Source organism: Spongiibacter pelagi (assembly GCF_014705705.1).
Lineage (GTDB): Bacteria > Pseudomonadota > Gammaproteobacteria > Pseudomonadales > Spongiibacteraceae > Spongiibacter > Spongiibacter pelagi.
The window spans coordinates 1-24,486 of record NZ_JACXLD010000016.1 but is presented as its reverse complement, the minus strand read 5'-3'; the positions used below and the strand labels follow the sequence as shown (position 1 = coordinate 24,486).

General features: G+C 49.8%; 24 protein-coding genes. 9 read left to right on the top strand and 15 right to left on the bottom strand.

All coding sequences use genetic code 11. The features are described from left to right. Window positions 1-925: 925 nt before the first annotated feature. Window positions 926-2,161, top strand: coding sequence for a diguanylate cyclase (locus tag IB286_RS14655; RefSeq protein WP_190766845.1), 1,236 nt, complete (start codon window positions 926-928; stop codon window positions 2,159-2,161). 84 nt (window positions 2,162-2,245) lie between these two features. Continuing rightward, window positions 2,246-4,261 carry a DNA helicase Rep gene (gene rep, locus IB286_RS14650; RefSeq protein WP_190766843.1) on the top strand — a complete coding sequence of 672 codons (2,016 nt, stop codon included), beginning with the start codon at window positions 2,246-2,248 and terminating at the stop codon, window positions 4,259-4,261. Here rep and IB286_RS14645 read toward each other — a convergent pair. The 3 genes from IB286_RS14645 to IB286_RS14635 all read right to left on the bottom strand — a co-directional run bounded on the left by IB286_RS14645 (window position 4,256) and on the right by IB286_RS14635 (window position 6,755). Beyond that, entirely contained in the window at window positions 4,256-5,179 is a 924-nt protein-coding gene (locus IB286_RS14645; RefSeq protein ID WP_190766841.1) for a trypsin-like peptidase domain-containing protein, read from the bottom strand. The genes rep and IB286_RS14645 overlap by 6 nt on opposite strands. Before the next feature lie 171 nt (window positions 5,180-5,350). Continuing rightward, window positions 5,351-5,785 (bottom strand): c-type cytochrome, encoded by a 435-nt coding sequence (locus tag IB286_RS14640; protein WP_317889775.1) that lies wholly within the window; start codon window positions 5,783-5,785, stop codon window positions 5,351-5,353. Between the two features lie 121 nt (window positions 5,786-5,906). Continuing rightward, on the bottom strand, window positions 5,907-6,755 hold the full coding sequence (locus IB286_RS14635; protein ID WP_190766838.1) for a lysophospholipid acyltransferase family protein: 849 nt from the start codon (window positions 6,753-6,755) through the stop codon (window positions 5,907-5,909). Window positions 6,756-6,873: 118 nt separating this feature from the next. On the opposite strand from IB286_RS14635, the gene IB286_RS14630 reads away from it, so the two are divergent. Further along, entirely contained in the window at window positions 6,874-7,176 is a 303-nt protein-coding gene (locus IB286_RS14630; RefSeq protein WP_223826439.1) for a metal-sensitive transcriptional regulator, read from the top strand. A gap of 1 nt (window position 7,177) precedes the next feature. Here the strand turns inward: IB286_RS14630 and soxB are convergent, their stop codons facing one another. Genes soxB through soxC form a run of 7 tightly spaced genes read right to left on the bottom strand, consistent with a single transcriptional unit; the run spans window position 7,178 to window position 13,758 of the window. Next, complete coding sequence (gene soxB, locus IB286_RS14625) at window positions 7,178-8,896, bottom strand: thiosulfohydrolase SoxB (protein WP_190766835.1); 1,719 nt, start codon at window positions 8,894-8,896, stop codon at window positions 7,178-7,180. A 44-nt stretch (window positions 8,897-8,940) separates the two neighbouring features. Next, complete coding sequence (gene soxX, locus IB286_RS14620; protein WP_190766833.1) at window positions 8,941-9,579, bottom strand: sulfur oxidation c-type cytochrome SoxX; 639 nt, start codon at window positions 9,577-9,579, stop codon at window positions 8,941-8,943. Between the two features lie 9 nt (window positions 9,580-9,588). Continuing rightward, the gene (gene soxA / locus IB286_RS14615; RefSeq protein ID WP_190766831.1) at window positions 9,589-10,401 is read right to left on the bottom strand and encodes a sulfur oxidation c-type cytochrome SoxA; all 813 of its coding nucleotides are present in this window, start codon (window positions 10,399-10,401) and stop codon (window positions 9,589-9,591) included. Window positions 10,402-10,442: 41 nt separating this feature from the next. Then, window positions 10,443-10,754, bottom strand: coding sequence for a thiosulfate oxidation carrier complex protein SoxZ (soxZ, locus tag IB286_RS14610; protein WP_190766829.1), 312 nt, complete (start codon window positions 10,752-10,754; stop codon window positions 10,443-10,445). A gap of 38 nt (window positions 10,755-10,792) precedes the next feature. Then, window positions 10,793-11,239, bottom strand: coding sequence for a thiosulfate oxidation carrier protein SoxY (gene soxY / locus IB286_RS14605; RefSeq protein WP_190766827.1), 447 nt, complete (start codon window positions 11,237-11,239; stop codon window positions 10,793-10,795). A gap of 31 nt (window positions 11,240-11,270) precedes the next feature. After that, on the bottom strand, window positions 11,271-12,371 hold the full coding sequence (locus IB286_RS14600) for a c-type cytochrome (protein WP_190766825.1): 1,101 nt from the start codon (window positions 12,369-12,371) through the stop codon (window positions 11,271-11,273). Continuing rightward, a complete protein-coding gene (soxC, locus tag IB286_RS14595) occupies window positions 12,355-13,758 on the bottom strand; it encodes a sulfite dehydrogenase (protein WP_190766823.1) in 1,404 nt (467 codons plus the stop codon). Before soxC ends, IB286_RS14600 begins: the two co-directional genes overlap by 17 nt. Before the next feature lie 201 nt (window positions 13,759-13,959). Here soxC and IB286_RS14590 point away from each other — a divergent pair, with 201 nt between their 5' ends. Both IB286_RS14590 and IB286_RS14585 read left to right on the top strand, forming a co-directional pair. After that, a complete protein-coding gene (locus IB286_RS14590) occupies window positions 13,960-14,439 on the top strand; it encodes a DsrE family protein (protein WP_190766821.1) in 480 nt (159 codons plus the stop codon). Next, a complete protein-coding gene (locus IB286_RS14585; RefSeq protein WP_190766819.1) occupies window positions 14,420-14,791 on the top strand; it encodes a thioredoxin family protein in 372 nt (123 codons plus the stop codon). The genes IB286_RS14590 and IB286_RS14585 overlap by 20 nt, the downstream gene beginning before the upstream one ends. 56 nt (window positions 14,792-14,847) lie before the next feature. Here the strand turns inward: IB286_RS14585 and IB286_RS14580 are convergent, their stop codons facing one another. The 5 genes from IB286_RS14580 to IB286_RS14560 all read right to left on the bottom strand — a co-directional run bounded on the left by IB286_RS14580 (window position 14,848) and on the right by IB286_RS14560 (window position 21,690). Further along, window positions 14,848-15,636, bottom strand: coding sequence for an alpha/beta fold hydrolase (locus IB286_RS14580; RefSeq protein ID WP_190766817.1), 789 nt, complete (start codon window positions 15,634-15,636; stop codon window positions 14,848-14,850). Window positions 15,637-15,683: 47 nt separating this feature from the next. Beyond that, window positions 15,684-18,041, bottom strand: coding sequence for a TonB-dependent receptor (locus tag IB286_RS14575; RefSeq protein ID WP_190766815.1), 2,358 nt, complete (start codon window positions 18,039-18,041; stop codon window positions 15,684-15,686). Between the two features lie 18 nt (window positions 18,042-18,059). Next, a complete protein-coding gene (locus IB286_RS14570; RefSeq protein WP_190766813.1) occupies window positions 18,060-18,716 on the bottom strand; it encodes a TetR/AcrR family transcriptional regulator in 657 nt (218 codons plus the stop codon). 266 nt (window positions 18,717-18,982) lie between these two features. Then, window positions 18,983-20,371 (bottom strand): di-heme oxidoreductase family protein, encoded by a 1,389-nt coding sequence (locus tag IB286_RS14565; RefSeq protein ID WP_190766811.1) that lies wholly within the window; start codon window positions 20,369-20,371, stop codon window positions 18,983-18,985. A 2-nt stretch (window positions 20,372-20,373) separates the two neighbouring features. After that, window positions 20,374-21,690 carry an imelysin family protein gene (locus IB286_RS14560; protein WP_190766809.1) on the bottom strand — a complete coding sequence of 439 codons (1,317 nt, stop codon included), beginning with the start codon at window positions 21,688-21,690 and terminating at the stop codon, window positions 20,374-20,376. Window positions 21,691-22,463: 773 nt separating this feature from the next. Between IB286_RS14560 and IB286_RS14555 the strand changes: the two genes are divergently transcribed. The 4 genes from IB286_RS14555 to IB286_RS14540 are packed head-to-tail and all read left to right on the top strand — an operon-like array spanning window position 22,464 to window position 24,389. Then, a complete protein-coding gene (locus IB286_RS14555; protein ID WP_190766807.1) occupies window positions 22,464-23,258 on the top strand; it encodes a TIGR04255 family protein in 795 nt (264 codons plus the stop codon). Between the two features lie 2 nt (window positions 23,259-23,260). After that, the gene (locus IB286_RS14550) at window positions 23,261-23,602 is read left to right on the top strand and encodes a hypothetical protein (protein WP_190766805.1); all 342 of its coding nucleotides are present in this window, start codon (window positions 23,261-23,263) and stop codon (window positions 23,600-23,602) included. 5 nt (window positions 23,603-23,607) lie between these two features. Continuing rightward, the gene (locus IB286_RS14545; protein ID WP_190766802.1) at window positions 23,608-24,174 is read left to right on the top strand and encodes a hypothetical protein; all 567 of its coding nucleotides are present in this window, start codon (window positions 23,608-23,610) and stop codon (window positions 24,172-24,174) included. Beyond that, entirely contained in the window at window positions 24,174-24,389 is a 216-nt protein-coding gene (locus tag IB286_RS14540) for a hypothetical protein (protein WP_190766800.1), read from the top strand. Before IB286_RS14545 ends, IB286_RS14540 begins: the two co-directional genes overlap by 1 nt. Window positions 24,390-24,486 lie beyond the last annotated feature (97 nt).

Genomic DNA, 24,486 nt, shown 5'->3' with positions numbered 1-24,486 from the left:
CTTGTCGGTGGGTAATGTGTTGACCAGGCACTTGTGCTCCATGGAGGAAAACAAATGCCTATTGTCATACCCAACCGGCCAAGATAGTTGTCGCTAACCGGTCATCCTAATTGTCGCCGAACATGGTCTTTTGCTGGCTCAGATCTTGAGGTGCCAAGTAGTGGAGATTGTAATATTTTGGATCAGTCGCGCATCCTGACATCATTAGAAAAAAGATTATTCTCCAGCTTTTCATGTGTTTATCATCCATGCTTTTGAAGTTTTAGGTGACTTGTGCATTCATCGTATACTAGGTGGTGGGAGAAGCTGTTAGTGCTTCTAGGACTATTTATCAGAATTTGAATGCAGATGAAAACCAGCAGTGAGAGTTTTTTGACCGGATTAGGAAAATCGGTATGGGTCAATAAAATTCAGATTTGTCGACTGCTTTTTCAGTACTTACGAAAATCTCCCAGTATTTCGCATGTCAAATCATACAAAGTCTGCGAGCTGGGATAAATTTGGGACATTTTATTTGTGATTCGCCGGTATCTTGCGTGATTGATCGGTAAAAAATAGCCTTTAAAAACAAACAGATAAGATTTTTGTCTTGATTTTATTGTGGTTTTTATTGGACCCCGGAGGCAAAGGTCAGGGGTTCGACAAACCCCGCCTAGGGCGGAGTTTGAACAAGTCGCATTGCGACGCAGCCCAAAGGGTCGAAAACGCCCTTAGGCGATTTCGATTAAATCCTCTTCTTTGCTCCAGTTTGATCTCAATTGCGCCCTCGGCTTTATGCCGGTTTTTTTATAAATTGTCTGCTTGCTAGGTGAGAACCTCTAGAGGTTCGACAAACTCCCCCAGCCCCCCCATAAGCATCATTACTAATCCGGCCATTGCTATGTCACGGGTAGAATCTTTTGGATTCTAATTAGGGATAATAGTAATGCCGAAGGTATTGGTTGTAGAAGACAACCGTTCACTGGCTGCGATGGCTAAGGTCATGATTGAGACCCGCTTGGGTTTGCAGGTGGTTTTGGCCGGTAGTGGTGCGGAAGCGCGCGGGCTGATTGAAGCGGATTCAGAAGGGTTTGCCGTGGCGCTGGTAGATTTGAATTTACCGGATGCACCAGACGGTGAGGTGGTGCCTTTTGTGCAGTCGCACGATATTCCCGTGGTGGTGCTGACCGGTTATTTTGGCGATGCCATTCGTGAAAAAATGCTCAAGCTGGGTGTGGTTGATTATGTGGTGAAGAAGAATATCAGCGCCTATGAGTATGCTTGTCGCTTGGTTGAGCGAATTCACCATAATTATCGCACCAAGGTTTTGGTGGTAGATGATTCTCGTTCGGCGGTCGCAAATCTGAAGCATTACCTGAGTATTCAGCGATTAAACGTGTTAACGGCGTCGAATGGAATTGAGGCGTTGGGCGTGTTGGAGCAGCATCCGGATATCCGCTTGGTGATCACCGATTACAATATGCCTGAGATGGATGGCTTTGAGCTGATTCAGCAGTTACGCAGCCGCTTCGCCAAAAATCAGATGGCCATTATTGGCTTGTCGAGTTCCGCTGATCCGCGCTTATCTGCGCATTTCTTGAAAAGCGGTGCCAATGATTTCATCAGCAAGCCTTTTAGCTATGAGGAATTGTTGTGTCGGGTGAATCAAAACCTTGAGTATCTTGAGCAGATTGATCTCATTCGTGACGCTGCCAATCGGGATTATCTGACCAAACTTTATAATCGTCGCTATTTCTTTGAGCAGGGTGAGTCGGTAAAGCGTCAGGCTTTACGGCAGGATCGCCCACTTTCGCTGTCGATGATTGATATTGATCACTTCAAAAGCATCAACGACACCTACGGCCACAGCACCGGTGATGAGGCGCTAAAGCATGTGGCGGGCTTATTGAATGAAAGCTTTCCCGATGATTTGGTGGCCCGCTTTGGCGGTGAAGAATTCTGTATTATGCACCGCCGAGATGAGGGGGAGTCCCAACAACAGCTTGAGAATTTCCGTGAGAAGGTGGCGAATTCGCCGCTGCCCAGTGACAGCAAAATTCGGGTAACGGTCAGCATCGGCCTGAATGGCTGCTGCGATCAGGGCTTGGATGACATTATTCATCTGGCCGATACCAAGTTGTATCAAGCGAAAGAGCAGGGTCGCAATCGGCTTATCGTTTGAGGCTGGTCTCGACCGCTGCCATTGGTATAATTGCCGGCTTTCCCGTCCCCCGGGTTGAAGTGATTTCGCGGAGCCGTACCCCTCTTGAGCAAGCTAAATGACCGACAGCGTGAAGCCGTAAAGTATATCGACGGCCCCTTGCTGGTGCTGGCCGGAGCGGGCAGTGGCAAGACCAGTGTTATCACGCGCAAAATGGCTTATCTCATTGAAAAGTGTGGGATTCCGGCGCGGCATATTGCGGCGGTAACCTTCACCAATAAGGCCGCCCGCGAAATGAAAGAGCGGGTTTCCAGCTTGTTGACGGGTCGCGATGGCCACGGTTTGACCGTTTCTACCTTCCATAATTTGGGGCTGAATATTCTGCGTCGTGAATATCAGGCGCTGAGCTATAAATCGGGTTTTTCCATTTTTGATGCGCAAGATGCGCAGGCCTTGATTCGGGATTTATTGATTCAGAATCACGGCGCGGAAGGCGATAAAGCCGATTTAATACAAAATCAGATTTCCAGTTGGAAGAATGAATTTATTCTGCCAGAGCAGGCCGAGCGCATGGCAGAAACGCCGGCGGATATGCTTTGTGCGCAGGCTTATATCCGTTATCAATCTGCCCTTAAAGCCTATAACGCACTGGATTTTGATGATCTGATTTTATTGCCCGCCCTGCTGTTTGATCAGCGCCCGGATATCTTGGATAAATGGCGTAATAAGATCCGCTACCTGCTGGTGGATGAATATCAGGATACCAATAGCGCTCAGTATCATCTGGTGAAACAGCTGGTGGGCGGTCGCAGCGGACTCACAGTGGTGGGGGACGACGACCAGTCTATCTACGCTTGGCGTGGCGCCAAGCCAGAAAATCTCGCCCTGTTGGGCAAAGACTACCCCCATTTGAAAGTGGTGAAGTTGGAGCAAAATTACCGCTCCACAACGCGCATTCTCAAAGCGGCGAATACGGTTATTGCCAATAACCCCCACGAGCTGGATAAGGCGCTGTGGTCTGAGCTGGGCGTGGGCGATGCGATTAGAATTATCCGTTGCCGCAACGAAGACGCGGAGTGCGAGCGTGTCGCCACGGAAATTCTCGATCACAAATTACGCAGCAATGGCCGGTACGGCAATTATGCGATTTTGTATCGGGGTAATCATCAGGCGCGCTTATTGGAGCTGAAACTGCAGGCTCACCAAATTCCCTATAAGCTCAGTGGCGGTACGTCTTTCTTTGGTCGCAATGAGATCAAAGACATCATGGCTTACCTGCGGCTGATCATTAACCAAGATGACGACAATGCCTTTCTGCGCATTGTAAATGTGCCGCGCCGTAAAATCGGTACATCCACGCTTGAAAGCTTGGGGCGCTACGCTACCGAGCGCGAAATCAGCCTGTACAGCGCCTGTGAAGAAATGGGGCTTGAGCATCATCTCAATGAGTCTGCCGTGACTCGCTTGCGGGAATTTACCCGCTGGCTGGATGAGCTGCGCCGCCGCTGCTACGAAGAAGACCCCATCGCCAATATCAAGCAACTTTGCAGCGATATTGATTATTTTGACTGGCTGCTGCAAAACAGCTCATCGGTGGCGGTGGCGGAAAAGCGCTATGGCAACGTCAATATTCTGATTGAATCCCTCAAGAAAATGTTGGAAGACGATGAGCGCGAAGATGATTTTGAGTCGGCCATTAGTCGTCTGGTGTTACGTGATTTGCTAGAGCGTCAGCAAGATGAGGAAGAGAGTTCCGACCGGGTTCAGTTAATGACCCTGCATGCCGCCAAGGGCTTGGAATTTCCCCATGTGTTTATGATCGGCATGGAAGAAGGCTTGCTGCCACACCAAAACAGTATTGATGACGGCATGGTCGATGAAGAACGGCGGCTTTGCTATGTGGGTATAACCCGTGCTCAGCGCACGCTCACAATGAGTTATTGCGCCAAGCGAAAAAGCTTTGGCGAAATGACCGACTGCGAGCCGAGCCGCTTTTTGGCCGAGTTGCCTCAGGATGATCTGGAGTGGGAGGGCCGCAATGGCGAAGTTGATCCCGCCAAAAACCAGAAGCGCGGTCAGGAGACCCTCGACGGCTTGAAGAATATGCTGGCGGGCTTATAGGCCGAGTGTTGGCAGCGCCACTACGCCATCGGTGCTGAAATCCTGCCACGTTATCAGTGTGACGTCTGGATTAATAAAGCCGTTTTGCTTGGCGTAGTCCAAGGCCATCTTCAGATTCACAATGCCATTCGTCGCGCCACTAGGCAGTGAAAACGACAAGACTGACGTTACCCCTAAAGCGCGTCCGTTGGCATCCATTACCGGTCCACCGCTGTCGCCGGGCACACCCAACCCCGGCAGACTATTCGTCACAGCGTAAAGCCAGCCCTCACCGCGAATATCACTGATCTTACCTTGGCGAGTTTCCAGCTCCTGCACGCCAAGATGGAATATAGATTGACCGTAACCGTAGACGGTTTCGTCGATGCTAGCGGTATCGCTGCGCAGGGCCGTGGGGCCACCAAAACCGACAACGGCAGGGTGAATATTGCCGAGGTCGGCGGGGTTAATTCTGATTAGCGCGAAATCATTATTGTCGCAGGCGGCATTGCCGGGGTCTTCGCCTACTTGCTGCATAGCCGCCCAACTACTGTAGGCGAGCAATCCGGGTTGGGTCGCATTAGCAATCGTCACGGGGGAGCCGATGGCTAAGTTTTCGGTTTCGCAGGGGTCGGTACCGGTATTGGCGTCGGGGCTGAAGCAGTGGGCCGCTGCGCCGATATATACCGTAGTGCTATTCAAATAATAAAGAAAGTTGGATGTGCAGCTGCTGTTATCTGCCGAGATCACTTCTACGCCGGGGCGAATTTGGCTATTTGTGGGCTCGCCAAAGGTCATGGGGCTGGCATTGTTGGTGCTGCCGTCATCGTTTTCGCTATTGTTGATCGGTGTGGGGTTTTGGTGTGTTGAGCTGGTGCTAGATGAGCCACCACAGGCGCTAAGCGAAAGCAGAACTAAAAGGCTGAGTAGGATTTTCATTGGCCACCTAACATTTTTTATTATTTGTAGACTAGCCATCCTGGCGTGGCGGTGCAATGTCTGTTTGCGCCGCTTTGGGTTTGTACGTGTGGGGGTTTATCTTAGATGAGACAACTAATAGGTATAAAAAAGGCCGCAAAAGCGGCCTCTTTGAAGCGGGTAAGCCTTGGCTTACTTGCTGTTGTCTACCATGTAGTCAACGGCGGCTTTTACTTCATCATCTGAACAGCTCATGCACAGACCTTTGGCAGGCATCATGCCGATATTGCTAAAGCCATCAATCGCATGGGTGTAGAGGGTTTCAATGCCCTGCTTGCCGCGTGCAGCCCAATCGGCGCTGTCGCCAAATTTTGGAGCGCCACCAGCCCCAACCGCGTGACAGCCCTGACAGCTGCCTTTGTAAACATCTTCGCCAGATTTAGGTGCGCCGCTGCTCGCTGCTGCACTTGCGCCACAAGCGCTATCGCCTTCCAAACAAACACCGCCCGCAGGCTGGATGCGCGATTCAATTTCAGCGCGTTGTTTGTCACTCATTGCCCAAGCAGATACGGCTGCCATTAGCAGCGAACACAGCAGTACGACTTTGCCAAGCTTCAGGTTTTTCACTTGCCTAATCCTCATTATTTAATTCTGTCTGCCCAATGGGACTTTCCCCGTGGGCAACCACACTTTTGGCGGCGATTATAGCGGGTGGGGGCGCTTTACTCCACCTTATGCCCGCTTGTGATTAGATATTGCTCATCAAACGACGCCACAGGGGCTGGGCGTTGCTTTGATCCCGCTCTTTGGCTTCGTTCATCATACGGTTGATCTCACTGGAGACTTTTTCCCTCGCCTGCATGAGAGCGGCGGGGTCGTCAGTGGCCACACCGTCAAAATGAATCGGTTTGCCATAGCTGACATAGACTTTTTGGGGTTTTGGCAACACGGTCCAGCCTATGCCTTTGGCGATCGGCGGCAGTTCATCGGCGCCGCGCCAGTAATCGTCAAGAATGCCGGTACGCGCTGCCAGTTTACCCAGCCAGGTTTGTTTGTAATCGTCGGCATCGACCACGATATCCATGACCTTATCGCCGCCGTAAACTGAAATTGGCACAATCGGTACGCCGGCATTAATAGCGAGGCGAATAAAGCCGGTGCGTTTTTTCCACACCAGATTGTGAATTTCGTAGCGCTTTTTCATCACTTCTCGGGCGCCGCCGGGAAACACCAACACACTTTGCCCGGATTCCAAAAGCCCCTGTGCAATGGTTTGATCGCCCAATACCACGCCTAAGTGGCGAACCATGCTGCGCCATACTGGCACTTTATAATGCAGCCGGTCGCCCAAGCCGCGTACCAGTGTGCCGGTTTGCCGCCAGATGCCAGAGAACACCAACAGATCGGTAATGCTGAACAGAGAATGGCTGGAAACAAACAATACCGGTTTGGAAATATCGAGATTTTCTAGGCCGCTGTATTCCACATCAAAATATTTTTCACAGCCTTTAAACAGGCCAAACAGCCAATCTTTGTCGCCCGGTGCTTGCCATTCCAAGGCTTGATCCAGCAATTGGTTTTTCTCGTTATTGCTCATTTTTTAACCCCTTCCAAGATTGCGCGCATTATCCTTACCCAAGCCGCTCTCAACAAGTGGAAGGGGTAAAACTACCCATCATGTGTAATAATTAGACAGCTAAATACGATGTAACAACATGCAGGACAAACGCATGCAGGAAAACTGGGACGACAAACGCAAGTCACTCATTACTCGGTTGCGCCGGGTAGAGGGGCAATTGCGGGGTATTCAACGGATGATGGAAGAAGAACAAGACTGCGAACGCGTTGCACAACAGCTCTCTGCGGCACGTAAAGCGCTGGACAAGGCCTTTTACGAGACCATGGCCTGCGCGCTGCGACAAGAATTGAGTATGAGCCAGCAGACAGGCGATAACTCGCCTGAAAAGCTGGAGAGCCAGATTCAGCACATAACCAGCCTACTCAGCAAGTACGCGTAATTTAGGCGATCCCTTGGTTGTCATTCAGTCCAATAATTTTGGGCTGCTTGGCGGCGACCAGCGGGATGGACTTTTTATTGCGTAACCAACCGCTGACCACATCCCAAATAGGCTCACCAGATACGCCCTCGGCAACCGGCGCCCAACCGGCAACCTTATAGGTTTTGCTGGCCTCTAGCGGTTTGCCGTTCAAACGCATATCGGAAATGCGATTACCGCTGTCGGCATTGGGGTTGATGGTGTAGTCCAAGCCGCCTACCCGAACCATATCGCCGCCTTGTTGGTAGTAAGGATCGGGGTTGAACAGGTTGTCGGCGACATCTTCCAAGATGAATTTAATACGCTCACCGGTAAAGCTGTTAAGGGTGGTTTGCGGATAGGTGATGGCGACTTGGCTCATCAAGTCTTCCATGGTGATGTCATCGCCGGGGAGCAAACTGGTGCCCCAGCGGAAGCCGGGCGAGAAGGCAATTTCGGCGCCTTTGACATCCATGAGTGCATCAACAATCAATTGGTCAAAGCTGCCGTTAAAATTGCCGCGCCGATACAGCAGCCCCTCGGTGGTGGCGAGCTTTTCATTCAGCTGCTTGGCAAAAGGGGCGCGAATATTGTCGATGAGGGCACTCATGGTGGGATCTGGCGCAAGCAAGTCGGCAAACACCGGTAGTAGCTGATAATGCCAGCCGGCGACTTTGCCATTTTGCACATCAAAATCGAGTACGCCTAAAAACTTGCCGTTGCTGCCAGCATTGGTCACAAGGGTGAGTTCGCCAGCGGCGTTTTTCACTTCAATTGCTTGGGGAATGGCGTCGTGGGTGTGGCCGCCCATAATGGCGTTCAGCCCGCTTACTCGTGAGGCCAGTTTGATATCGACATCAGCGCCGTTGTGAGACAGCAAAATGACAACCTGCGCACCGGCCTTGCGCACTTTATCGATTTCTTCTTGTAGCTCGCGCTCTTGAATGCCAAAGGTCCAGTCGGGGGTAAAGTGGCCGGGATTGGCTATGGGTGTGTAGGGGAAGGCTTGGCCGATCACGGCAACCGGTACGCCATTCATTTCCTTCATGGTGTGACCGGCAAAAACCGGGTCGCCAAAATCAAAATCTTTTACGTTCTGGGCGACAAAATCGATATGGCCATTGAGGTCATTTTCGATAATTTCCATGACCCGGTCGGCTCCGAGGGTGAACTCCCAGTGGCCGGTCATAATATCGATGCCCAAGGCCTTGCTGGCGTCGACCATGTCTTGCCCATTTGTCCATAGTGATGTCGCTGAACCTTGCCAAAGATCGCCGCCATCTAAGAGCAGCGAGCCGGGACGAGAGGCGCGCACTTGCTTAACCAGGGTGGCGAGGTGGGCAAAACCGCCGACCTTGCCGTATTGCTGCGCTGCGGCGGTGAAGTCGAGGTAGGTAAACGCGTGGGCTAGGTGTGAATCGCGGGGCAGCCCATTGGCTTTCAAGAAGGCATCGCCGACTAGATGGGGTACCCGGTTGCGGGCCTCATGCACGCCAATATTGGTGGAGGGCTCGCGGTAGTAAATTGGCATTAGCTGCGCGTGGGCGTCGGTCATATGCATAAAGTGCACATTGCCGAATTTGGGCAGGTTGTAGATGCTTTCACTGCTGGCGGGTTTGCGGCTGCAGCCATTCAACATGGGTAAGCTCATGCCGGCGGCAAGGCCGAGGCCCAACATTTGAGTAAATTCGCGTCGCTTCATTTTATTCTCACTGTACGCTAAGCCCTGCTATTGCAGGGCTGAAATCACTTATTTACTGGTGATGCGGGATCAAGCAGATAGGCCATCACGTCTTTAAGCTGCTGCTCAGTCAAAATGCCGGCATCGCCAAAGCGTGGCATATGCGAGCACAGGGTGTAGGCATTGGGATTCCAAATTTTTGCCCATGTGTATTGCAGCATCGCCTCAGACTGGCCGCGCATACCGTAGTTTTTTAGTGAGGGGCCAATGGTGCCGTAGGCGACTTCCTTAGGGCTGAGTTCGTGACAGGCGTAACAGTTGCCGCCATTGGGCTCGTTGGGATTGTCGTTCCACTGTAAGCCTTTGCCATCGCCAGCAATCGCTTCCCCGCGCTGCCAATCACCGAGGTAGTTGCCATCGGCAGGGAATGCTACTGAGTTCATGGCCTGCTGTTGCAGAACGGCGCGCTGTGCTTCATTCGCAACAATATCGCTATTATTGCTACAGGCTTTTTGCAGCTCGGTTTGGGTAATGCGATCAAGCCCAACGTGATTTTTGGCTTTCATTGAGCTGCGCCAAATCTGTTCAGCGCTTTTTGGTTCATTGCTTTTATTTGCGCTATTAGGCTCTGGAGATTTGGCGCAGGCGGCAAGAGCAATGGAAATCAATAGCGGCACAGCGAGTTTAAAATAGGCGTTTTTCATTTTTTCTCCCTAGCGCTTCAGACCGGGTGCGGCCATTTCAGTGCCCTTGGCATTGACACCCATAAAGGTCATTAGTGAGATAACAGCCTCGGAGCCAGGCTGTAATTCTGGAAGCCGTTGCTGACGCCCACAGCTTTGCATCCGCCAGCCCATCGTGCGTACCAGTCCTTGAGAAATGCGGTAAGCCGGCCAGCTTGAATAAGCGGCGCCAGCGCCTTCATTGGTCGTCAAATTGGGTAAGTTTTGCAGGCGAATACGCTTGTCACTTTGGCGGTGACAGGTTGCGCAGGAAAAGTCATGGGGGCCGGCGCGATAGTAAAATAAGCTTTTACCCTGCTCGTAAGCGGCGATTTCAAGCGGGTGTTGCTGCGGAAGAGCAATAGGCATTCCAGTCGATTGCTCTGCGATATAGGTTACTAAGGCTTCAATTTCAGTACCCATATCGCCGGTGGAGGAGTAGGGCTTTTTCCTTGCTTCTTCTGGTGAGCGACCTTGCAAGGTTTCCATGCAATAGAACAGCCGTGATTCCAAATCCATGACTTGCTGGGTGTCGGCAAAGTATCGAGGAAGTTGGGCGTAAGCACCTTCGACAATGCCGGGGCCAAGGCCAAGATCGCATTGTTCAAAGCTCGCCTGTTTTGGCCCGTTAGGAGCTTGCCAAAGATCGGCGCCTTCTTCGCTAACAAAGATAGCCGGGTTGTCGTCGCCCATCATGGCCCGGTATTCGGCAAAGGGATCGTCTTGGGCTATCGCACTGTTAACGCCAAATAAGCCCAAGCACAAGCCGATAACTTTTAGCTTGGGCAGTCTTTTTATTATCATCATTACTCCTCGGCCAAGATTGTGGTGGTTAGCACTGAATTTTATTTAACCACTGCTTCGCCGCTGTCGGTTTCGCCTTTGTTGTCGAGCCACTCTACGGTAATGGTGTCGCCAGCTTTGGCGCCTTTTACCCGAAAGCTTAAAAAGGGGTTTTGTGATACGGCGGCGCCCCATTGGCTTTCCAGCACGACTTTATCGCCCATTTTGGCGATAACCTGGGTAATGAAATGTGCGGGGATTTTGTTGCCAGCGCTGTCTTTGCGTTGCCCGGTTTCCATAGGGTGGCGCATAAGGGCTTTGACTTCGGCGACATCGCCCTCAAGTTTTGCTCTGATTCGAATTTGTCCGGCCATTTTGTTACTCCATTATTCTTCTAAATTTTTAAAAGGGTTTAGCCGCCGCAGCCGCCGAGGGTGACTTTGGTTTCGCGGCTGGTTTTGTAGAGTTTGCCGCCCGCTTCAACCACGGCGTAGATCGGGCTGGTTTGCGCCACTTTTACTCGGGTTTGTACAAAGGCTTCGGTACCTTCGGGTATGGCAAAGGCGGCGGCCAAGGGGTTGGGATTCTTTTCAATGACAACGTAGATCTTGCTGGTGCCGGGAATATTGCTGGTGACGCCAACGGGAACCACGGCGCCGTTCTCGGCAATATCTGGCGACTCAAGCATAATTTGGTCGCTGTCGGTTGGTGTGCCCAATTGGGCGAAAACGCCGTCGAGATCGGTAGCGGCAAGGGCTTTTTCGGGGCGCACAAATTCCGCGAGCAGTTTTAGTGGGGCTATGCTGAGGGCGATGGCCGCGCCGGCGAGTTTAAGAAAAGAGCGTCTGTTTCTGGTCATGTGTTTCACCATTGATTGGATTGTTATTCGATTATTTATTCACTAACCACTGAGCAATTTGCTCGGCTTGTTCTTGGCTGAGCTGAGGCATGGGTGGCATAAAACCGCCCCAGACCCCAGAGCCACCTTCGCGGATTTTGCGCGCTAGATAGGCGGTGGCATCAGGGTGGTCGATATATTTTTCAGTGACATCACTGAACGCGGGGCCGACCAGTTTGCTGTCGAGCTGATGGCAGCCCATGCAGCCGTTATCGTTAAGCAGATCCAAAGCGGGGTTGGCCGCTTGTGCTTTAGGTTCTGCGATCACTTGCGCGCTGGTGCTTGGAGCTGCGCCCTTGGATTGGGTGGTGTCGATGCCTTGGAATGGGTCAAACACGCGCATTTGCTGCTGCAAATTACCGTGGGCATTACGGGCAAAATCAGGGATAAAGGACTCAACCTTGACTGCTTGCTCACAGTTGTTCATGCAGTCGGTGTTGTTCACGTCTGCAAGACCGTCGACTTTCCAAAGGCCGTGTTCTTGGGTCATGCCGTTGCGATTGGGTAGAAGCGCCTGCACTTCGGCGATGTTCTCGTTACTGAGAACAAAGTCGTAGTCCACGATATAGGCCAAGCTCAACAGATAGGCGACCAGCGAATACACCTCATCGCTGCTCAGCGTTTTGGGCGCGTTCCACGGCATGGCGCGATTGATGTAATCCCATAGTGTCGACACCGTTGCTACTTTCATTAAGGTGGTGCGAACTCGGGTGGAATCATTTAGTGAGGCGACATGGCCAGCGGCGATATCTGCTTCGGTGATATTGCCGGACACCAAGGGCGAGAAAAATTTATTGGAATCGGCAAAATCGCCATGACAGCTTGCGCAGCGCTCCATCCATAGGCTTTCACCGTCTTCGACTGAACCTGAGCCAGCGGGCAGGCCGGTAAAGTCTGGCCGCACGTCAATGTCCCATGAGGCGATTTCAGCCGGCGTCGCGCTGCGGCCCACAGACTCATAGCTAGACTGCCAAGGGCTGCTGACACTGTTAAGCGGTGCCTCGGTATCGCAGGCGGTTAAAACCGATGCGACTGTCGTTACGGCTGTTGCGGCGATCAGTGCACGCCATTCCAACTTAGGCAGTTTGAACATTTTCCACCTCGCCGGATTCATTAACGCGCCAAGATTGAATCGCGTTATTGTGGTAGACCGAACGCGAGCCGCGCACTTCTTTAAGTTGGCGCTTCATCGGCTGTACATAACCGGTGCTGTCGGTAACTCGGCTTTGCAGAATGGCGGGCTTTCCATCCCAGACCCAACCGATATTAAAGCGAGTTAGTGCCTTGGGCAGCACGGCGCCTTCAAGGTTGGCGGTGTACCAGTTACGGCCGCCATCAAAGGAAACGTCGACTTTCTTCACGGTGCCGCGCCCGCTCCACGCTAGGCCAGTCACGTTGTAAAAGCCCTGACTCATCAGACGTTGGCCGCCGGAGGGGTTAGTAATGACTGACTTCGCTTCTTGGATAGATGTGTATTGGCGGTGCTGGCCATCCGGCATCAGGTCAATATAGTGAATCGCCTCGTCTTTGGTGGCATAGGGCTGATCGCCAACTTCGATGCGGCGTAGCCATTTCACCGAGGACACACCCTGCACGCCGGGTACAACAAGGCGCAGTGGGTAGCCGTTTTCAGGACGCAACATTTCGCCGTTCATGCCGTAAGCGACAATCACATCATCCAGCGCGCGTTCAAGATCGATAGTGCGGGTCATCGCCGAGCCATCGGCCCCTTCCGCCAAAATATATTTCGCTTTTGCTTTGTCGTAGCCGGCCATCTCCAATAACAGGGAGAGGGGGACGCCAGTGAACTCGGAGCAGGACAACATGCCGTGGGTGTATTGCACCGTGGGTACAGCGGCGTTGCCCCACTCCATGCCGGTATTGGCACCGCACTCGATGAAATGAATGCGCGATACCGAGGGCAGGCGCATTAGGTCTTCCATGGTGAACACTTTGGGCGAATTCACCAGGCCATTAATCATTAGGCGGTGGCGGCGAGGATCGACATCAACCCAGCCTTGGTGATGGCGTTCGAAATGCAGGCCGCTGGCGGTAATCATGCCGAACATACCTTGCAGTGGACTAAAGGACACGCTGGCTTGATCGGTTTGGGTCAGGCCGGGGCTCTGGCGACGCTGAATATTTGCTTCATATTTAGACGGTTGACCGTAGCTAGGACTGGCGACCGATTTGCCCAGCATTTTTGACCACGGCGGCAAGTTTAAAATATCTGGATCGCCTTCTTCGGCCCGCGCCTGTTGTGAGATTACGGGCATGAGCATGGCGGCTGTGGCGGCGGCGAAACTGCCGCGAAGCAGTCGGCGGCGGCTAGAATCTATCCCATTTTGGCTGATATCACTGATCGTATTGGCATCCAGAAATGATTCCGGAGCGTGCTGCAAATGACCAAGCGGCGCAGTGTGGGTAGGGTTGTGCTCAGACGCTTGAAACGTCTGGATTGTTATTTTTTTCTCTGACATCCTGCCTCCAAGGCTGGCGCGTTATCAAATTATGGTTAGGATAGATAACAGCTCTATATTATACCCCCCAAGGTATATTGCAACCGTCTAAAGTGGGTACAGGATGATCTCTCTGAGACATTGACGCCAAAGCAATTGCCTTGGTCGTTGCTACAGTTATAGCCGATAGATCAGTAGGAGCAAGTCGATTTGAAAATAAGAATGATGACACTAATTTCTATGCCAAATTTGTCTGCGTATTACTTTCGGAAATTCATAAGCCCGGTGCTGTTGTTCTGCGCGGCTTTGGCTTTGTCTGCCTGTGGGGCAGAGGAGTCATCTTCAAATATTGAGCGCGGGGTGGTTTATCAAGTCTCCCGATCAAGTGAGGCGATAGCTGCGATTCGCCATATTTACAACCAGCGCGAGGCCGACCCGCAAATCCATATTGAAGTGGTTGCTGTGGGTGATGGCATCTCTTTTCTTGTGGATGGGGCTAAAGATGAGCGCGGAAATACCTACGCCTCAATGATTGATAGCCTGATGTTGGAGGGCGTGATTTTTAAGGTGTGCCGCAATACGCTGAACGCCAAAAACCTCAAAGAAGCGGATATGACCTTGGGGGTGGAATTTGTCGATGCCGGGATTGTAGAAATCACTCGCCTGCAACTGGAGAAAGGCTATGCCTATATTCGGCCATAAGGTGTTGCAGTTATTCCTGCTTTTATTCTTGGCTAATGGCGTGCAAGCGGCGGAACTATTGTATTTTTACGATCCCAACTGTGGGGCATGCAAAAACTTCGATCAACAAGTTGGGCGAATATACTCGCGGACTGATGAAGCGCAGCAGGCGCCCATGCGCAAAATAAATATTGCTGGCTTGAGCTCTCAAGAGATAGAAAGCGCTAGCGGAATAGCGCTGAAGGCCGGTGTTGTCGGAACGCCGACCTTTGTCTTGGCTGACGGAGAAACGGAAATCGACCGGTTTAGCGGCTATAGCAATGACGAGCTTTATTGGATGTCATTGCAGCGCTTATTGAATATGTTGAAATAAAAACTAATATTTAAGTCGGCGCTTTAGTACGGTGATGTATTGCGGGCTGCGCCCAATCAAGCTATCGATGAAAGAAAATTATCCACTGTTTTGTTGAAAATATCCGGACGTTCAATGGGGAGTGCGTGTCTGGCGTTAGCAATAATTTCCATGGTCGCGTGGGGGATTTTATCAACAAACGGGCGCTTTTCTTCTGGCGTGGTGTAATCAAATTCGCCTGTAATGAAAAGAATCGGCATCAAAAGCGTTGTGGATGCATCTTCTTGATTAAATGACAGTGCCGCAGAAAGTGCTTTTCTGTATGTTTTAGGATTCATTAAAGCGACTTGATTGATAAAGTATTGCCGCTGATCTTCCATATTTGGTTCGGGAAAAAGATTGTTGGCAATGACTTTCGACATCAGTGATTTTGGTGCGATAAGCGCCAACGCCCTTCGAGTTTGCTTCTTGAGCCAAAATCTAAATGACTTAATCTGCATTGTCGGGCCAGAATTGACAATAACAAGGCTTTTAGCAAGTTCAGGGTTTTGTATAGCGACTTCAAACGCCAGCATCCCTCCCATTGAAATCCCGATTATGTGAGCGCTTGTGATGGATAATGCGGAAAGCACCTCATGTGTTTCTTGGGCGATTATTTCCATGTCGTAGTCTGAGTCTGGGCTGTCAGACTGGCCGTGGCCTCTCATATCGATGGAGATGACGCGATAATTTTTGGAAAGGTGTCCTGTCTGTGGTGCCCAGTCTCGGCTAGAGCCCCCGAGTCCATGAAGCAAAACGACAGGCTCGCCAGATCCATGAGACTCGTAAAAAATCTTAACGCCGCTAAGCGTAGTAATATGTGGCATTTCAATAATCTCCTGCTTTTAAATTTTTTTGATTGCGTCGATTTTTATCAAAATGACCACGCCAATTGTCCGTAGATCATTCTTGGAATTTCTACGGATTCTACAAATACGCCTTCAAATAAATCGCCTTGCCGAACGCCGCTTCGTTGGTCAGTCAGGTTTTCACCAACAACTTTGATTGACCAGCCTTGGATCGGGTGGGATAGCCCTATGCTGGCTTTGTAGCGACTGAATCCTTCTTGGATTTTTCTCTCGTCCAAGTCGACATCAAGAAATTGCTCAGAATAGTTTTCGATCGTTGCTGATGCAGTGAACTCTAGGCCTGAGCTGCCAATTGGGGTCCTAAAAATAGTGGTTAGCGTATTGTTCCATTCGGGAGTGAATGGGAAAGATTTGCCAGTGGCATCACACCCACCTGGCATGGGGCGATCTGCCGGACATTCGTTACGAGTGAAATTGAGATACTCTGTTTCGTTGTAACCAATAGTGCCGATCAAGGTTAGCCATGCAAGGGGGTTCCATTGGAAGTCGCCTTCAAAGCCTTGTGCTCTCGCTTCGGCGGCATTGGTTACGCGTGATACGCCAACGCCGAGATTGGCGCGTTCCGCATCTCTAATCAGTACCTGAAAATCTTCAACTTCCATGCGATAAATGCCAAGGTTTAATACTAGGGTTTTATCAAGCCAAAATGTTTTTGCATTTATCGCGTATTCAGTGGTGTATTCCGGGCTATATTGCAGCTCATCGTCAACGCCGCGGAATGAAAAGGCGTTGAATCCGCCGCCTTTAACGGCTTTGGCTTGGTGGGCAAAGATACTGATGTCGTCACTTGGGTGCCAATTCAGTGATACTTTGTACTGAAATTGACTGTCCTTCATGCTTCGTTCGGCTTCAAATTCTTCAAGGCCATTCTCTGGTAGAAGCACAGAGGGTTGAGGGTTGTTGTAGACCTGCTGCCACGCCGCAGACTTTTCCTCGTCACTTACTCGGAACCCAAGTTGGGCCGTAAAGTCTTGATGAAAATTCCATTTTGCTTCACCAAAAAAAGCGGCAGTTTCCGCGCGTTGCTCGAAATTCTGCGTAGCATCTTCCAAAATAGTTCCCTCGGTGAACGTAGGATAAAGTCCTATTAGCGGTGCCAAGCCGGAGGTATTTGGAGATGCTGCGGCAATCATCCCGAGGTAAACCGGAACATCAAACACAAAGCGCATGGTGCTGTCGTTAATTTCCCGGTTCTGATAAAACCCTCCCATGATGAAATCACTGCTACCAAGGGATAGTCCGCCAATTTCGGTGAGGCCGAAAAGTCCATCTAGGGTTGGCGAGATAAGGCGAGCCTCGAGGGTTGTGGTTGGCGATGTGTCACCGCCCAATGCGTATGAAGCGGGGGCGGGAGAAAAGTCGATATCTGCGGTTAATGAGTTGCTCAGTTGGGAATAGCCGCCAACGACAACAAGCCCCCAATTAGAGAAATCCATATCCCACTGTGAGTTAAAGGTTTTAATAGTAACGGAGCGGCCATCCGGGTAGTCCATAGACGCGGTATTATTGTCGGCAGTGAAGTCCGTGTTTGGGTCGAACTGTCGCATGTACTCTTGAACTTCCGGTTTTGCCCTGATTATTTCTGCGCCTGTGCCTCTATCAACTAAATTCACCTCTTCATAACTTAAGCGGAGATTGCTGCCAGCAAGGTCAGTAAATTCGGCTTTTATTCTAAATCCATCTCGATCGTGACCAAGAAAATCCTTCTGTGCGCCTGGTCGTGCATCGTGGGTGGTGTTTTTTATGTATCCATCTCGGACATCGCTAAATCCGGCAATTCTAATATTCAGAAAATCTTTAATAATTGGTCCACTTATTACGCCTTCGTAACGGCGGCGATTGTATTCACCGCCTTGTATGTTCAATGCACCAGAAAGTTCATCGGTCGGATTCTTGGTAAGCATGTGAATAAGTCCAGCCGTAGTGTTTTTTCCGAAAGTAGTCCCTTGTGGTCCGCGCAGGACTTCAATTCGTTGTAGATCAAATGTCGCGGCAAGAAAATAAGGAATTCTGGTATAAGGGAGTCCGTCAATGGCAAGACCAAGTGGAGGCTCAAACGCTTTGTTATTGTTATTGAAAGTAAATCCTCGAGCGTTTGGAGCTGCAAAAAAACCGGCGGCAGTCACCTTGACGCTGGGAACGTAAAGCATTGCGGTTGCCAAATCGTTTATTCCTTGTTCGGTAATAAAATCGTCATTCATTACAGACATGGAAATTGGAACGTCTTGAACGGCTTCCTCTCTTTTTTGCGCTGTAACAATAATTTCTTCAATCGCCCGAGAATTGCTCGAGTTGGCATTGGCCTGTGATTGAGATGTAAGGAATGTGCCTAAGATAAATAGGCTTAACTTTGAAAGTTTCATTATTATTTTTCCGAATTTTTATTGATTAAAGCCGACAATGTTTAAAGCGTAGTCAACGTGGGCGCTTTCAATTTTTTCTATGGTTTGCTCGTGCTCTGGGGTGAACCACTCTGCGATTCGGCTGCACATTGCGCCGATGGCGCTTGCGGCTAAAGAGGGGGGGTGGGGCGTGTTAAATACGCCTTCAGCTTTACCTTTTTCCAAAATATCCAAGAACAGCTCGACGCTTTGTGCCCGCAATGTCATTGCCGGGCCAATATGCTTTTTCCCTAGTTCATGAAGCTCATGGTTCACCACGACCGCCAGCATCGGGTACTCGGCCTGAGATCTCACATTGGCGGCAATAAATGCCTTAAGTTGGCTTGCGGCGGCGGACTCTGCATTAACAACTGCGGCACGTAAGCGTCGGAATAATTCAATATGACCAATCTCGATAAGGGTGGCGAGAATGTCTTCCTTTGATTTGTAGTGGTTATACAAAGAGGAGGATTTCATATTGGCTCGTTGAGCAATGTCCCGAATTGATGTGCTGCCATAGCCATTTGCAGCAAATAGCTCTAGAGCGGCAGATAGGACGATCCGTTTTGACTTCGTCAGCTCTTCAGATGCAGGTAGCTTGGGTTCAGTGGCGGCGACACGGCGAGATTTTATTGGTGCAGTAGTTGGTTGATTCATATTTATACTAGCGATCGATAGTTTTTATATTTTTTGAATTATCTATTTAAAATGTGATTTGTCAACAAAAACTATCGATCGATAGTTTTTGTTGGGAGGAGGCAGGGCAAGTTGCGGGTAACAAATTAAATTGATGGATCGGCGAGTGTGTTGTTTTGAAAATGACGGGTTATGAGTGCTGGCCCATCGAGGGTGGGTAGAGGTGGTAAGCTAGACGCTTTTTTAGCTGCCAGCCTAGATTGAGCGCCGGGCTGATCGCTAATCGCTCAAAGCGTTTTCAAAAACCAGATCAAAAATTCGCGTTGTGCTTTGGGCGCATTTGCCCACGCGTCTCTTGCGGCTTGGGCCTCGCCGCCGTGCCAAAGAATGGCTTCCTCAAAGGTGCGCGCACGGCCGTCGTGTAAAAAGCCGGAATGCTTGCCGCTGACTGATTGGCTTAGGTGAATTCCCCACAAGGGTGGCGTTCGCCACTCGCTACCGCTGGCGCTAAATTCAGAAATGCCGTCGGCGAGTTCATCCCCCATGTCGTGCAGTAATAGGTCGGTATAGGGCCAGATTTTTTGTTGGCTTAAGGCGGGATTTTCACTGGAGTTTACGGTTGTCCACGATGGGCGATGACATGCCGCGCAGCCAAATTGATGGAACAAGCGCTTGCCCTGTAAGACTTCTTCGGTGTTGTACCAGCGCCGCATGGGTACCGCGAGATGGCTTGCGTAAAAGACCAGGGCTTTTTCAATCGGCGCTTCCAGTTCGGGCTCGGAGTCGGAATAGGCTTTTGCGCAAGCGGTGTTCTGAGCCGGAGTACAGGTGCTCTGCGGAATGATTGCGGAGGTGATGCCCATATCGTTGGCGAGGGCGACTAAGGTTTGTTGGTGAACGCTGGGTTGAGCGGCTTTCCAGCCGAAGCGGCCGAGTGCCTGTTGTTGTGAGGCAAGATCAATGACGGTATTAATCCGCCCAGAAATGCCATCGCCGTCGCGATCCTCTGGATCTGCGCTGGCTTTAATTTCATCGGCGCTGATGTTTTCTAATAAACCTAATCCGATCATTGGCGGTGCAACGCGAAGCCCTAGTGCAGCTGTCTTTGAAAGCTCGCCATAAGCTAATTCGCTAAGATGAATTTCTGGTCGGCGTAGTAAGTGTTTTTCTCCGTCTGGAAGAATATAGGGAGTGACACTCCAGCTTACGGTCAGTTTCGCTTCTGGGGTAATGCCGAGTAGCGCGCGCGTTTGTAATTGGTCGCCGTAGTGTGGATCAGGCTGTTTTCCATCAACAGCGATTTTTACTAGCGAGGATGTGGCGCCTGTCATTGTTGCCGGGAGTCCGCGCCCATCTCTTAAATGACAGTCTTGGCAAGCGGCCGCATTGTACAACGGGCCAAGCCCGTCTCTTGCTGATACGCTGGAGGGAGCGCTTACCCAGGGCTGGGTAAAGAAACTATTGCCGACACTGAAAAGCTGCCGTTCTGCTAATGACAGGTTGCTGGCCGGTTGAGAATAGGCGTCGCGACTTTGGTATTCAAGCGGATTTAATGCGCTAAATGTGGTTTCTCCACCGGCAAATTGTTCGCCATCTTCTGCGCTGGTGTAGTCGGGAAGGCGCTCGCAAGACGCAAGTAAAATCAAGGCGACTACTAATACGGCTCGAAAAATCATATTCATTGTTCAAGTGTGGAATTGGGCGTAGTTCCCGGGTGGTCGAGATCCAGTGTTATCCTATTTGCTAGCTGTTTAAGCAGGTTGGCTTGATGTTCCAAGGTTAAAACTAATTCGGCAAGCAATGCTCGACCTTCTTTGTTTTCTGAGCGAATAAGCTGGTCAAAATGCTGGCGATGTTCGCTTGGGGCATCGCCCATGTCTTTCAGCTGTTTTGTTATTTTCCGAGTTTGTGTAAATGCTTGTTCCAATTGAGTGGATAGCGCGGGGTAATACTTCTTGGTTAATTCGGCTAAGGAGTGTTGCGCTAGATTAACACTCCGCGCCGGGTCAGTACTTTCAAAACGGCCGAAGTAAAAATTTTCAATACCCAGCGCGTTATACCAAATGGAGTGATGAGTGTCGTCACTAAAACAGTCCTGCTCCTCTTCGGGGGCGGAGGTATAAAGTGCGACTTGGATGCGCTCACCGGCAAGTTCTTGAGCACTCATAGTGCTGAGCCCAAAAAGCATTCTGGCTAACCCAGCGTTGGCTTCGCCAGCGACTAACTCCGCTCTGGGGCTGTTAGATGGAGCCCAGTGATCGCGCATTTCTTCTAGGCGCTCAAGCAGATCTTTGGTGACGATCAGCAAAAACTCACCGCGCTTTCGGCAGGATGTGGCGCTCCCTGCAAGGCTGTTGCTATTCGTGCATTTACCGTCTTGCGCGAGAAAATCTGTCCAAGGTCGCTGGCCTGCTCTTGCCTGCGAGTTCGAGGTATCTTGCCCCCAAAGCATAAATTCAAGGGCATGAAAGCCAGAAAGCACATTGGTTTCCACATCGCTTTCCGACGAGAGTAACCGTAGGAGCGCGATGCTTAATTTGCGTGTGCTTATGGGCCGGGTCAGAAGTTGAATTTGTTCCGAGCCAATCAGATTCATCTGCGCCCACGGGTTGGTGGTGGATGCGATATAAGATGAATCCACGTAATCAATCAGGCCCTCATCAAGCGGCCAGCTATTCACCTTGCCATCCCATTCATCAGTAAACCAATTGCCAAAACGCAGTGCTTCGGATTGTGAGTAAGGCGCGCGGGCCTCTATCCAAAGCTGGCGAAGGTGGAGAAGCTTTTGTTCAGAGGGCGCCGCGGTGAAATTTGGAATTTCATTGTAGAGCCGCTGGGTTTTCAGAACAGTCTCGCTGTAAACAGTAAAAGCCAGTTGGCGATGGGCTTCGAGGACTCGCTGCTTTTCAGTGTTGCTGGGTGTGGGGGTGCAAGCCGCGATTGAGAGGGCGCTTATTAAGGCAATGATGAAGCTGTAGAAGGATGGAGAAGGCACAAGATACTGGATCGGTTTGGGCTGGGGTTTTGATTTTACCCTAGGTCAATGGTCATCAATAGCTGAGGGGGGATTGCTAAGAGCTTGAGGACTTCCGTTGGCACGATCTGCGGCACACATGGGCGTCATGGCACGTCCAGAGCGGTACAAGCCTGCAATAATTGCAGGAACTCGGCGGGTGGTCGAGCTTTGAGATGGTCTTGCGGTATGCGCATTTGAGTGAAGATCACATGCTTGAGGCAGCAAGACGGATCGAGGGCACAAATTTGGGCACAGTGAATCAGCGCGTTGGCTTAAGGTTGGTTGTAAGTCATTGATTTAAATGGTGCCAGAGGCGGAATCGAACCACCGACACGAGGATTTTCAATCGGTAAGGATTTGGTTTAAATTTACATATAAATCAGCTGCTTACGGTGCTTTCCCCTAAGGTTTTGGTTACTGTCATGCGCAGTAACTGGCGGTAGATTGATACGCATTGGACATTTTGTGAGTTATCTTCATCTATAAGCTGGGGTATGCCGCTTTGATTCACGTCCCTTAAGTTAATCTCTTTGAAATGCAATGGGTTGTGGGTTTTCAGGATTTTCTTCTATAGTGCTGCTATATTTTCGCGCTAAGAGTGGGAATCTTTGCCTTTTATTTTGTCTAACTGTTTGTAATTATTGAAAAACTAAACACAGTGTTCGTAATACGTATGGGTTCTTATTGCGTGTTTCTTGCGCAAATGGTCTAACTAAACTATTTAATAAGCATGGGGGGCAGGAAGGTAAGATATGCCGTGGTCTTTTGTAGATACTGAATATCATCAATATGATCGGAATCCATTGGTTTCAACGGATGTTGAGCTGCGGTTTCATCCGATTTTCCGTATTGCTGACAAAGGCGATATAGCTAAATATCAAGACCTCGTGCGAAAAAAGTTCCCCATGTATGGTCAAGATAATATTAGGGAAGTTAATGTTGACCAAAATGGTAATTTCTCAATAAACGATGAAATTGAACATCGTTTCATAGATGTTGCTCAAAAAAATTCCATTATCTTGAGTCCTCGGTCAATAAGGTTAAGTAGCGCCGATCACCAATGTCGGAAAGATCTAATTGAAGGCTTTTCTTTCGCGTTCAATGCGCTGCAGAATGTTTTTGGTGAAGTTAATGGCACTCGCCTAGGTGTGAGATATGTAAACTTGATAGATAAAGAAAGAATTTATCGAGATTTAGGTGGGGGGCTTGCGGATTGGGGTGAACTTATCAATTCGGATTTTCTAAAAATGCCGAATAATATAGCGACAATTGAGGACACTGATTTCACTATGACGATGAAATCTACGTTGCCGGAAAAGGACGGAATGCTTACTCTTCGTTATGGATTTGGTAAAGCTTCCCCCGATGCAGAGCATAGGGTTTTTCGGTTTGATATTGACCGGTATTGCGAAGTGAAAAATTTAAATAATCAGGAGTTCATTGGAAGTTGTCTGGGTAATTTTACTCAAGATATTTACTCACTTTTCAATGCGGTGCTTGGGGAGAAATTAAAAGTTTGGATGCAGCAGGAAGTGCAGGGAGCGTGATAATGAGAAATTCAGGCAGGTTTGTTGATGCCCGAAGAGAGTTGGGCTTTTTGAATGAAACTGACGATTCCTCCATTGGATCTGTGGGGCGAAATGTTTTGAGGTTTTCTGATGGTCAGTCGACATCTACTTCAAGCGATTTTCCGACCGCGAATGTCAAGCTTTTGACGGGCGCGCGCTATTCGGCATCTTCTGTCCAAAGAGTCATTTCCGGATATGTAGATACAGTTATAGCGGTAGCCGATATTTTGCCTGATGTGGATTTGGAAATTGAGAAGGAAATTGACGGTTTAATTGAGAAAACCTATTCAAAAGAAGCTGTTGCCATAACCCGTCGCGTTTGAAGTTTATGTTTGAAATACGTGAGGGGCGTTGGCCTCCGGTTTATGAGCCGAGCGATGTAAAGGATGCCATTAGAACTTTGTCATCCGGTAAAGCTAGTCCGGATGTTTTTTATTCTGACGAGTTGCGAGAAGATCAATTTTTCCAAGGAGACGTCTTTCGTTTGTCTTCGGGAGTCCCGCTGATATGGCACGATGGACAGCCTTCGGTTTCTGGGCATGTCGAATACTGGTTGTTAATAGGTAATACATGCGACCTTTTCAGGTCTGCAGATGATGCAAGCTTTACTCAAATAGTACCAATTTCCCAAATACCTTCATCAGAAGTAGAGGGGCGTAATTTCTCCAGTTATCAAACATACGGTTTATCACGCAGGTTCTATTTGCCTCCGTGGGATTCAGGTGTTGAAAAGTATCTGAATTATGCTGACTTCATGAGGCCTGTTACTTTAGATAAGAAGGCGTTTAGCCATAATGCTGCACAGAAAATTGCTAGTATGACGCAGTTTTCTTGGCTATTGCTGAATGCCTGTTTGCTCCGTTTCTACGCTCGGGACGACGGTCGATATGATTGATGGTAGAAAAAGAATTCGGGAAATATTACCGTGATGATCTTCTGGATTTAATGCGACTCCAGAAGTCCATGGTCGAGATGGATCTGGAGATGCCCCTTTTTTTTAGTGGGAAGCTCGATGCTGTGATGCCTGATGATTTTTCCTGGCTGCAGCTGTATGAAATCCCCTTCATGCGTCTTGTCGCAACTTATTGTAATCCCCCCGCAAACACGTAACGGTTATTAGTAGAAAATTCCATTAAACTGAAACAAAGGAGTTTTCTATGCGAACATCACGATACAGCGACAGCCAGATACTGGCGATCTTGAAACA